6 protein-coding genes are annotated in these 12,634 nt (G+C 47.2%); all 6 read left to right on the top strand.

The window, feature by feature from the left end:
• The first annotated feature begins 106 nt into the window (after window positions 1–106).
• The 6 genes from V7S65_RS26275 (at window position 107) to V7S65_RS26250 (ending at window position 12,562) form a co-directional block, all read left to right on the top strand.
• Complete coding sequence (locus tag V7S65_RS26275) at window positions 107–2,422, top strand: NADP-dependent malic enzyme (protein WP_079471034.1); 2,316 nt, start codon at window positions 107–109, stop codon at window positions 2,420–2,422.
• A gap of 209 nt (window positions 2,423–2,631) precedes the next feature.
• Entirely contained in the window at window positions 2,632–3,663 is a 1,032-nt protein-coding gene (locus V7S65_RS26270; protein WP_079471033.1) for a hypothetical protein, read from the top strand.
• Window positions 3,664–3,725: 62 nt separating this feature from the next.
• Window positions 3,726–4,469: an MlaE family ABC transporter permease gene (locus V7S65_RS26265; protein ID WP_079471032.1), complete on the top strand. Its 744-nt coding sequence runs from the start codon at window positions 3,726–3,728 to the stop codon at window positions 4,467–4,469.
• Window positions 4,470–4,471: 2 nt separating this feature from the next.
• Complete coding sequence (locus V7S65_RS26260) at window positions 4,472–5,287, top strand: ABC transporter ATP-binding protein (protein WP_079471031.1); 816 nt, start codon at window positions 4,472–4,474, stop codon at window positions 5,285–5,287.
• Between the two features lie 218 nt (window positions 5,288–5,505).
• Window positions 5,506–6,393, top strand: a complete 888-nt coding sequence (gene sucD, locus V7S65_RS26255; protein ID WP_079471030.1) for a succinate--CoA ligase subunit alpha — start codon at window positions 5,506–5,508, stop codon at window positions 6,391–6,393.
• Between the two features lie 145 nt (window positions 6,394–6,538).
• Window positions 6,539–12,562, top strand: a complete 6,024-nt coding sequence (locus V7S65_RS26250; protein WP_336389019.1) for an alpha-2-macroglobulin family protein — start codon at window positions 6,539–6,541, stop codon at window positions 12,560–12,562.
• Window positions 12,563–12,634: the final 72 nt, after the last annotated feature.

The raw sequence follows: 12,634 nt of genomic DNA, 5'->3' as shown, positions 1-12,634 counted from the left end.
TTAATGGTTAGCAGGCGTAATTATGAGAGGATATCCCACTATTTGGGTGGCTGCCCTTAATTCAATACTTCGTATATTGCACGCCCAATAACAATCTTATATTTATATGGCAAAGAAACTGAATAAGCAGGATGCGTTGGATTATCATGCAAAGGGCAGGCCGGGCAAAATAGAAGTCATACCTACGAAAGACACAAAATCACAATGGGATCTCTCACTCGCATACTCTCCCGGAGTGGCAGAGCCATGCAAAGAAATTTTCAATGATGTAGAAAACGTTTACAAATATACCGCGAAAGGCAACCTGGTGGGCGTTATCAGCAATGGTACCGCTGTATTGGGCTTAGGAGATATTGGCCCTGAAGCCGGTAAACCGGTGATGGAAGGGAAAGCAGTATTGTTTAAAATATTCGCTGATATTGACGTATTTGATATAGAACTGGATGCAAAAGATCCGGATACCTTTGTGGCCGCTGTAAAGGCGCTGGAGCCTACTTTCGGGGGTATCAACCTGGAAGATATCAAAAGTCCGGAGTGCTTTGAAATTGAGGACAGGCTCAGGAAAGAACTGAAGATTCCGATCATGCACGATGACCAGCATGGTACGGCCATCATTTCTTCTGCCGCATTGCTGAATGCACTGGAACTGGTAAAAAAGAAAATAGAGAAAGTAAAAATAGTGGTAAATGGCGCAGGAGCCGCTGCTATGGCTTGTGTAAAGCTGTATGTGGCACTGGGCGCCAAACCGGAAAACTTTATCATGTTTGATAAAGACGGCGTATTGAATAAAGACCGCCAGGATCTTTCCGACAGACATAAACAATTCACTACCAGCACGAAAGTTAAATCACTGGCAGAAGCCATGAAGGGCGCAGATGTGTTCCTGGGCTTATCTGTAGGTAATGTGGTGACAGCCGAAATGATCAAGAGCATGGCTAAAAGCCCGATCGTATTTGCAATGGCAAACCCCGATCCGGAAATTGCTTATGAAACAGCCATCGCGGCACGCCCGGATATTATCATGGCTACGGGCCGTTCCGATTATCCTAACCAGGTGAACAATGTACTGGGTTTCCCTTACATTTTCCGTGGAGCCCTCGACGTGAGAGCCACACAGATTAACGAGGCCATGAAACTGGCAGCAGTAAGGGCTTTGGCCGATATGGCAAAGTCGCCGGTACCTGATATCGTGAACCTGGCCTATAACGAAAGAAATATTTTCTTCGGACCGAAATATATCATTCCTAAACCATTGGATCCACGCCTGCTCAGCACCGTAGCACCTGCCGTAGCTAAAGCAGCAATGGACAGCGGCGTGGCGCATCACCCCATCACCGACTGGGAAGCATACCGGAATGAACTGAATCACCGCCTCGGACTGGATAATCAGCTCTTCCGGGTAATCGGTACTAAAGCCCGCCGCGATCCGAGGAAGGTTGTGTTTGCGGAAGCAGATAACCTGAAAGTGCTGAAAGCCGCACAGGTAGTGAATGACGAAGGCATCGCCTACCCGATCTTATTGGGTAATGAAGCCCGTATCCGCGAACTGATGCTGGAAAACGCCATCGAAATTGATGATGTGGTGATCATAGATCCGAAGAGTGAAGAGATGAAGGAAATGCGTCACCGCTTTGGAGATCTGTTTTTCCAGAAACGCCAGCGCAAAGGGCTGAACCTCTACGAAGCGCGTAAAATTATGCGCGAACGTAACTACTTTGGCTGTATGATGGTGGAAACCGGGGAGGCGGATGCGCTCATTTCCGGACTGACCCGTAAGTACCCCGATACCATCCGCCCGGCCCTGCAGGTAATTGGTATGGAAGAAGGTGCGAAACGCGTAGCCGGTATGTATATCATCCAAACCAAACGCGGACCTTTGTTCCTCGCGGATACCACCGTGAACTTCAACCCTACGGCAGAAGAACTGGCGGATATCACCATGATGGTAGCGAAGGAAGTAAAGCATTTTAATATGACGCCGCGCATTGCCATGCTGTCGTATTCCAACTTTGGCAGCAGCCAGACGCCGGAAGCGCAAACCATGAGCAAAGCCCGTGAAATAGTAAAACAACGTGATCCTTCCCTCATTGTAGATGGAGAAATCCAGGCAGCAATGGCTTTTAATAAGGAAATTCTGAAAGATAATTATCCGTTCACGGAGTTACTGGAAGAAGAAGTAAACACCCTCATCTTCCCTAACCTGGCCGCTGGTAATATCGCTTATAACCTGTTGCAGGAAGTGGCCGGATTTGACGCCATCGGTCCTATCCTGTTGGGAATGAAGAAGCCGGTGCATATCCTCCAGCTGGGCAGTACGGTAAGACAAATTGTTAACATGGTGAACATCGCCGTGGTAGACGCCCAGGAGAAATGCTGCAGAGAGCAGAAAGAAGAGAAGGGCAAGAAGAAGAAAAAGAAGTAAATCGCCTTCGGCGATGCGGATTTTGTCTTTCTCAGGATTAAACTGATTTTACTGATTTTGTTTTTCAGATTTTTAAAAGATTTGGGGAGATATAAGCGAATATACCCGCTTATATCTCCCCGAATCTTTTAAAATCAAAAGTGATCAAATCCCTAAATCAGTATAATCAGTTTAATCCTGAGAAAGACAAAATCCGCTATATTTATCCTATGCAAACTATTTCCCGAAAGAAGATATTTTTTCCGATCAACTCCGCTTTCCGCAATTACCTTAAAATGTATGAGCGGGAAGTGAAGCTGCCTATATCTTACGAGGAGTTGCGGTATTATGATCAGGCAATATCGGTGTACGACAAGGAAGGGAAAGATACTTTGTGGGAAACCGTTTTTTATCCCCAGAGTATGGTAGGATCTATCCACGCAGGGTTAAAACGGGTGTACTCCATTCTGAAGGCCGGTGGCGACCAAACAGCGGAAGAACACCTGCATATTGAGCGGATCGACTACTGTACATTTGGGAATTCGCATCCTTTCCGGATTAAGATTGTCAATAATTACAACGAAGTATACGACTATTTTTATATCAAGATTGCCGATGCCTCCCGTATTTACGGCCTGGAACTGGAGCATATTCTATCTCCCTACTGGATGAACTTCCTGATCGATGGTAATACCCTCGTGGAAGAACATATTGCCGGGGTGCCGGGTGATCAGTTTATTCTGCATTACCTGAACAGGCCGGAATTTAACCCGAAACGTATCGCCAAGGAATTTGTAAAGTTCAATGAACGGTGCTTTGTACGGCTGCTGGGCGACATGCGCTCCTATAATTTCATTTTTGATATTACCCCGGATTTTGATGATGTACAGTTCCGTATCCGCGCCATTGATTTTGACCAGCAGTTTTACGAAGGCAGGCGTACTTTATATATGCCGCAGTACTTTAAAGAGAACCGGGTATTTGTGGACCTCGCCATTAAACATCTCAATGCAGAAGTAGTAAAACAGTATCAGCAGGAAGAACGTGCGGTAATTGCCCGTCGTATTAAAGTGCAGCGGCACCGCATTAAAGACCTGCGGGATGTGATCATGACCGACCGCGTTTCTTTCCCCGAAAAGATCCAGCAGCTGGGGGATGAGCTGGCGGAATATTATCATGATGCCGTATTTTCCCGTTGTAAAACGATGGGGGAGATTATTGAGCGTAGCCTGAAGCGTTTGCTGGTGAGTAGTTTACGTTAAGCCCTGCATTAAATCTTAAATTAGGATATGATTGAAAAAATCCTTCCTATCTTTGATCAGTTATGGAGTTCAAATTCTTCTATCATTTCGGAAACTTCCTGCTCATGCTCAAAGGCATGTTTTCCCGCCCGGAAAACATGAAGATGTACTGGAAGCAATTTATGCAGCAATGTGTGGATATCGGCGTAGGGTCGTTTGGGATAGTATTTATTATTTCCCTGTTTATGGGAGGGGTAACTACCTTACAAACGGCGTATCAGCTGGTAAGTCCTATCATTCCAAAAAGTACCATCGCACAGGTGGTAAGAGATACTATTATCCTGGAATTTGCGCCAACGCTTACCTGTATTGTACTGGCGGGCGTAATCGGATCAAAAATAGCCTCAGAACTGGGTAATATGCGGATATCTGAACAGATTGACGCCCTGGAAATTATGGGGATCAATACCAAAGGATACCTGATAGCGCCTAAAATTATGGCCGCAGTGCTGATGATACCGGTACTGGTAGCCATTGCGGGTTTCCTGGGTATCTGGGGTGGCAAGGAAGCAGGTGAGCTTTCGGGCATTATTTCTTCCGAGCAGTTTATGCAGGGGCTCCGGCAGGAGTTCAAGGCATACAACGTATTTTTTGCGATGGCCAAATCCTATACTTTCGGGTTTATTATTGCCAGCGTATCTGCTTATTACGGCTATAACGTAACCGGTGGCGCACTGGAAATAGGTAAAGCCAGCACTACTGCCGTAGTGGTAAGCTGCGTGCTGATATTATTCATGGACTACGCATTAACGGCCATATTACTGTAATCATGATTGAACTGCAAGACATAAGAAAGGGTTTTGGGGATAAGGAAATACTGAAGGGCGTATCAACAATAATGGAACCCGGTAAAGTAAATCTCATCATTGGCGCCAGCGGTAGCGGTAAAACCGTGATGATGAAGTGCATTGTAGGACTGATGGGGGTGGACGAAGGTAAAGTACTGTACGATAAACAGGACTTTACCGCGATGGATGAAAAAGAGAAGAAGGTAATACGCCAGGAAATAGGCATGCTGTTCCAGGGTTCCGCCCTGTTCGACAGTATGACCGTTGAACAGAATGTGATGTTTCCCCTGGAAATGTTTGGCAAAGGCACGCTGAAAGAGAAAAAAGCCAGGGTTGCGGAGTGCCTCGAAAGGGTACAGCTGAAAGAAGCCGCTAAAAAGTTCCCCGCTGAAATCAGCGGCGGGATGAAGAAAAGGGTGGGCATTGCCCGCGCCATTGTGCTCAACCCGAAATATCTTTTCTGCGATGAGCCCAACTCCGGTCTGGACCCGCAAACCTCCCTGCTTATTGATAAGCTCATTACAGAACTCACCCAGGAATACAATATCACAACTGTTATTAATACCCACGATATGAACACCGTAATGGAAAGCGGCGACCATATTGTATATATGTACCAGGGCCAGAAACAGTGGGAGGGTAGTAATAAAGATATCGTATTCAGCAAGGACCAGAAATTAAACGACTTCATTTTCGCCTCCGAGTTCCTGCGGGAAGCAAAAGAAATGCGGCAGCTGGAATTATTTAAAGACGGAAAGTGGCGGGAGCAGCTGAAAAAGGAACAGGGAGAACAGTAAAGTATATGATTATCAGTAAAAAAGATAATATATAGTATTTAGATCTGTTATTATTGGTACTGCTGGCTTGCGAACACTCCTTATTTATTGCCAATTATTTTCCAAACCAATTGGTAGCTTTATCTTAAAGGCACTAAATTGCAGAATTATGGAAATCGGCTTATTTTTGCCGTCCAGAAGAATCAGACATATAATATTAAACCAATAAAACAAGCGCGATGAGTGTTTTAGTTAATAAGGATAGCAAAGTGATTGTTCAGGGATTTACCGGTACTGAAGGTACTTTCCACGCTACACAGATGATCGAGTATGGTACCCAGGTAGTGGGTGGTGTTACCCCCGGTAAAGGTGGCAGCACACACCTGGAACGCCCGGTGTTCAACACGGTAGCCGACGCAGTAAAGGCAACCGGGGCAAATGTTTCTATCATTTTTGTACCTCCTGCATTTGCAGCTGACGCAATCATGGAAGCTACCGAAGCTGGTATTGCTCTGGTGGTATGTATCACAGAAGGTATTCCTGTACAGGATATGATCAAGGCGAAGAATTTCCTGCAGGGTACAACTACCCGCCTCATCGGACCAAACTGCCCTGGCGTTATCACCGCAGATGAAGCTAAAGTAGGTATCATGCCTGGCTTTATCTTCAAAAAAGGTAAGATCGGTATCGTATCCAAATCCGGTACTTTAACCTATGAAGCAGCTGATCAGGTGGTAAAAGCCGGCTTAGGCGTTTCTACCGCCATCGGTATTGGTGGAGATCCAATCATCGGTACCCCTACCAAAGACGCTGTGGAACTGCTGATGAACGATCCTGAAACAGAAGGTATCATCATGATCGGTGAAATTGGTGGTAGCATGGAAGCAGAAGCAGCCCAGTGGATCAAGGCAAACGGTACTAAACCGGTTGTTGGTTTCATCGCCGGCCAAACCGCGCCTCCGGGACGCCGTATGGGTCACGCAGGTGCTATCATTGGTGGTGCTGAAGATACCGCCGCTGCAAAAATGAAGATCATGGCGGAATGTGGTGTTCACGTAGTGGAAAGCCCTGCCAACATTGGTAAAACAATGGCAGAAGTATTAAGCAAAGCAGCAGTCCTGGCATAATTATCTGCCGGTAAAATTATATAAGGTGAAAAGTGAAGGAGATCTATTCCAACACTTTTCACCTTTTTTGTTCCCCTTTATGGAAACCATGCCCGCACCGGCATCCTCAGTAAAAAAAGTAACTTACTGTAAATAACGATCCTATATGCGTTTATTCATTGGAATATTCATTGTTTTAATCTTTAGCAGCAACAAGATGATGGCCCAGTTCAACTACGATAACTCCTGGAAGAAAATTACCACGCTGGAAGAAAAAGGATTACCTAAATCTGCCCTGGAAGTAGTCAATGACATTTATGCCCACGCTGTAAAGGACAAGGCTACGGCACAACAGATCAAAGCGCTCATCTACCAGATGAAGTACAACGCGGAGATCAACGATAGCAGCACCCTGCTTAATATGCAGAAAATAGGCGGGGAAATCACTGCTGCTACCGGCGCACAGAAGGCCATCCTCCAAAGCATCAAAGCCGAAATGCTGTACCGGTATTTTCAGAATAACCGGTACCGGTTTTATAACCGCACCGCCATTGCCGGCGATGAAGGAACGGATGTAAGCACCTGGGGGGCCGACCGGCTGCACCAGGAAATTACTGCCGCCTACCAGGCGTCGCTGTCCAACCGGGACATGCTGGAAAAAACAAACCTCACGGCCTTTGAACCCGTTATCGTTAAAGGGAATACCCGGCAACTACGGCCAACCCTGTACGATTTGCTGGCCCACCGCGCCCTGGATTATTTTAAATCGGGAGAAGCTACCATTACCAATCCCACCAACCAGTTTGAACTTAACGACCCTGCCGCCTTTGCGCCTGCCGCTACTTTTGCCGCGCATCACTTCACCAGCACTGACAGTGCCTCCCTGCAATATCAGGCCCTGCTGATCCTGCAGGAACTGATCCGCCTGCATGCCGGCAATAAAGCCGCGTTGCTGGATGTGGATGTGGAAAGAGTTGCCTGGATGAACCAGGTGGCAGTAACGGAAAATAAAGATGTGCTTTACCTCCAGGCGCTCGACCAGATGGTGTTGGCCTACGCCGGTGAAAAAGAAGTGACTTCCGTCATGGCAATGCAGGCTTCTTATTACATGCAGAAAGGAGAGGCTGCTGAGGACGACAAAGGAGATAATATCAGGAAAGCGAAAGCCATTTGCGAAAAAGCAGTAGCACTGGCTCCTAAATCTACCGGAGGTGTGTCCTGTGCTTACATGCTGGACCAGATCAGCGAGCAATTCCTGGAGCTGGCAACAGAAACCGTGAATGTTCCGGAGCTGCCATTCAGAACCCTGGTAAGATATAAGAATCTTAATAAGATCTACCTGCGCGTTTTTAAAGTGGATGAAGCCTTCCTGAAGCTGTTGCGCAAGGCACAGAGTAACTACCGCGACCAGGCCAATACCTACTGGCAGCTGATGTTGTCGCGCTCCACCATAAAATCATGGGAACAGGCCCTGCCCGATCCGCAGGATTATATCACCCATAAAGCAGAAATTAAAATAGACGGCCTGCCTGCCGGCCACTATATGTTGTTATCCAGCGCGGATCCGCAGTTTGCCCTGAAAAACAATCCTATGGCCATGCAAATGACCTGGGTATCCAATATAAGCTATATAGAAAACGGCAACACGTATTATGCCCTGCATCGTACCACCGGTAAGCCTTTGGCAGGCATCAACCTGCAATTGCTGAGAAATAAGAATAACAATAATACAGAAGAATGGGTACTGGTGGAAAACCTTACCACCGGTAACGATGGCCGCGTAAAGTCTGCTCCACTCAAGCAAAATAATAACCTGCGGCTGCATTGGAAAAATGGACAGGATGAGTTGTATATCGACTCACACAGTTACTATTATACCAACTATGAACGAGAGGGAGAACCAAAGGCACAAACCTTCCTGTTTGCCGACAGGAGCATTTACCGCCCCGGACAAACCATTTATTTTAAAGGGATTGTTTTAAAGAAACGCATCAATGAAACCGGTAGCGATATACTCACTAATTACAAAACCACCTTGTCGTTGTACGACGCCAATGGTGATAAAGCAGATTCAATTAAAGTAACCACCAACGAATTCGGCGCCTACTCCGGGAAATTTATATTGCCGGAAGGCCGCATGAACGGAGGTTACAGCCTGAGAGATGAGGATGGCAACGGATACCTCGCTTTCCAGGTAGAAGAATACAAGCGCCCTAAATTCTATGTGCAGTTTGATACCATAAAAAGCACTTATCGTATAGGAGACACCGTTACTGCCAATGCCAAAGCCCTGGCTTTTGCCGGTAACAATATCGACGGCGCCAAAGTAACCTACCGCGTAGAGCGACGGGTACGTTATCCTTACCCATGGTTATTTTATAAGATAGCCGCGCCGTATGGTTCCTCCCGTGAAATTGTTCATGGAGAAACAACTACCGACGCCAACGGCGCCTTCCGTGTACAGTTTCCCGCACTCAGCGACAAATCTGTAGACCCGGCCACCAAACCGGTATTTACCTACGTAGTACATGCAGATGTAACAGATCTTAACGGCGAAACCCGCAGCGGTGACCAATCCATCAGCGTGGGCTACCAGTCGATGGAAATTGTGGTGAATGCGCCGGACCGCCTGCAACAAGACGATTTTAAGGAGCTGAAGATCTATTCCCGCAACCTGAACGGCGCCTTTGAACCTGCGAACCTTACCGTACAAATAAAACCGCTCACACCCAACAAGCGCCTGCTGCGTCCCCGTTATTGGGAAGCGCCGGATCAGTTTGTAATGGACGAAGCCAGTTACGTACAGGCGTTCCCGGTAGATATTTACAAGGCAGAAGACGACCGTAAAAACTGGCCCCGCCAGGCGGCAGTGATCCGGCAAACCATTGCCGGTAACCCGGAAGGAAAAGTAGTGCTGGACACCAAAAAGCTGGCCCCGGGATTTTATGAACTGGAGGTAAGTGCGAAAGACAAGAACAACGAATTGGTGGTGCAGAAAACAACTTTCGAGTTGATAGACGTTCATCCGAAAACATTACCGGCGCCTGCATATTTATGGTCGTATCCTTCTTCTGCTGTGGTGTCGCCGGGTAAAACGGCCACTATCCTGCTGGGGTCTTCTGCCGGTAATGTGCACGTGATTCAAACAAAGAAAACGGTAGTTGCGCCCGAAGTACTTTCCACATTGGAACTCTCCGGCGTAAAGCAGCTGGAGTTTCCTGTAACAGAAAACGATCGCGGAAATATATCGCTGGCGTATGTGTTTGTAAAAGATAACCGGGTATTTACTGTTGAACCAACGGTAACGGTCATCTGGGACAACAAAGACCTGCAAATAAAGCTGGGCACCCATCGTGATAAATTATTACCGGGAGAAAAGGAAAAGTGGACCGCACAGATATCAGGTTATAAGAATGAAAAAGCAGCCGCTGAGATGCTGGCCTCTATGTATGATGCATCCCTGGATGAATTCATACCACACAAATGGTATCAGCCGGCTATCTATCCTTATGTAAATAATATACTGAGGTTCAACGGCAGGGAGAATTTCAAAATGGATGTATCCACAGGACTGTATGACCACGAGGGGAAAGCGCATCCTACTGAGGAAAAGACTTATGAAATGCTGAACCTGTTCGACTGGAACATGATGGATGGCGCCGGCAGACAACGGATCCTGATAAGGGGGGCTGCAGGCACAAAAAGAATGAAGGCCTCTGCAGCGGTAGGTGGCATAGCAGTGCAGGAAATGGCCCCCGCTCCGGCAGCAGCACTGGCTGACGACAGAATTACTGATACAGCCCCCGCTAACAAAACTGCCGGAGAAAAAGAGCCGGCACACGGAGAGGAACCTACAGCTCCTTCTATCCGTAAAAACTTCCAGGAAACTGCTTTCTTCTTCCCGGATCTCCGCACGGATAAAGATGGCAATATCACCTTTGAGTTTACTGTTCCGGAAGCCCTTACCAAATGGAACTTCCAGGGCCTGGCACATACAAAAGAACTCGCTTTCGGTTATACCAGCACCAGTATTGTTACGCAGAAAGTGCTAATGATCCAGCCCAATACACCCCGGTTTGTACGCGAAGGAGATAAAATGGAATTCACGGCTAAAGTGAGCAACCTGTCCGACTCCCAGCTGATAGGCCAGGCACACCTGGAACTGCTGGATGCCACTACCATGCAACCGGTGGACGGGTGGTTCCAGAACATTTTCCCGCTGCAACACTTTACCGCCAAAGCAGGACAAAGCACCGTGGTAACCTTCCCGATCCAGATCCCGCACGGATTCCAGAGTGCGCTCATATACCGGGTTACCGCGCAGGCAGGAAACTTCAGCGATGGAGAAGAAAACGCATTGCCGGTGTTAACCAACCGGATGCTGGTGACAGAATCGCTCCCATTACCGGTTCGCGGAGATGGCAAACATGACTTTACCTTCGGTAAATTACGGCACAGCGATTCTTCCCAAACAATTGTACAGCATGGCGTTACTGTGGAGTATACCAGCAACCCTGCCTGGTATGCCGTGCAGGCATTGCCTTACCTGATGGAGTTCCCATATGAATGCGCCGAGCAGGTATTTAACCGCTATTATGCCAACGCATTGGCTACACATATTACCAACGCCACACCCGGTTTAAAAGCCATTTTTGATAAATGGAAGATTACTGATACCGCTGCGTTACAAAGCAACCTGGCAAAGAATGAAGAACTGAAATCAGTGTTGCTGCAACAAACACCGTGGGTGCTGGAAGCAAAAAATGAAACACAGCAGAAAAAGAATATCGCCCTGCTCTTTGATCTGCAACGCATGCAAAAGGAAAAAAAATCTTCCTTAAATCAACTGGCGGCGAAACAATTGCCGGATGGCGCTTTCCCCTGGTTTACCGGTATGTGGAAAGACCGCTTCCTCACACAATACATTGTTGCAGGCCTAGGTCATTTGCAGCAGCTTACAACAGAAAAAGATCCGCTGGCTACCGACATGGCGTTGAAGGCCATCGACTATCTCGATAAAGAGCTTGATGCAGATTATTATAAGTTAATCAAAGCAAAGGCTAACCTGAAAGAAGAACAGATCGACCAGATACAGATCCACTACCTGTATGCCCGCAGCTTCTTCGACAAACCCATACCAGCTGCTATGAAGAAGTCGTTTGACTTCTACTACGCACAACAGCAGAAATACTGGACAAAGCAAAGCCGCTATGCACAAGGCATGATTGCGTTATCGCAGTTTAAAAAGAACGACCAGGTAACGCCGGCGGCTATATTAAAATCGCTGAAGGAAAATGCTATGAACAGTAAAGAAATGGGTATGTACTGGAAAGATGTAACCGGTGGTTACAACTGGTACCAGGCGCCTATTGAAACACAGGCATTGCTGATTGAAGCCTTCCAGGTGGCAGGGAAAGACGCCGATGCAGTGGCGGATATGAAAACCTGGTTGCTGAAAAACAAACAAACCAATAACTGGCATACCACCAAATCTACTGCAGATGCCTGCTATGCTATGCTGCTGCACGGCAGTAACTGGTTGGCCGCTTCTCCGGAAGTAACTATACAACTTGGAAATACTACCGTGAAACCCGCCGCCACAGAAGCAGGTACCGGCTATTTTAAAGAAAGGATAGACGCCAAAGCAGTAAAGCCGGATATGGGCAACATCAGTGTAACGGTAAGCGGCAGCAAAGGACAACCTTCCTGGGGCGCCGTGTACTGGCAGTACTTTGAAGACCTCGATAAAATTACCGCCGCCGCCACACCACTGGTGCTGGAAAAAGAACTGTTCAAAGAAGTGAACAGCGACAAAGGACCGGTGCTTACCAAAATCACCGATGGCAATGAGCTGAAAGTAGGAGATAAGGTGAAGGTGCGGATCGTGTTACGCGCCGACAGGCAAATGGAGTACATCCACCTGAAAGACATGCGGGCGGCCTGTTTTGAGCCTGTCAATGTAATCAGCGCCAGCAAATGGCAGGATGGATTAAGCTACTATGAAAGCACCCGGGATGCCTCCACAGATTTCTTCTTCAGTTATCTGCCCAAGGGAACTTATGTGTTTGAATACTCGTTGTTTGTTACCCACCAGGGTAAATTTTCCAACGGTATCAGCACCGCCCAGTGTATGTATGCGCCGGAGTTTTCGGCACATAGCAGCGGTCTTAATGTAAAAGTAACCGAGTAAATTATTGCCATATAGTTTCAGAAGGGTTGATGGACATCTCCATCAGCCCTTTTTTTATTGCTATTTTTGAGG

The sequence above is a fragment of the Chitinophaga sp. CCNWYY40 genome (assembly GCF_037483205.1).
Lineage (GTDB): Bacteria > Bacteroidota > Bacteroidia > Chitinophagales > Chitinophagaceae > Chitinophaga > Chitinophaga ginsengisegetis.
The sequence above is the reverse complement of the archived record's forward strand: the minus strand, read 5'-3'. Positions and strand labels throughout refer to the sequence as shown.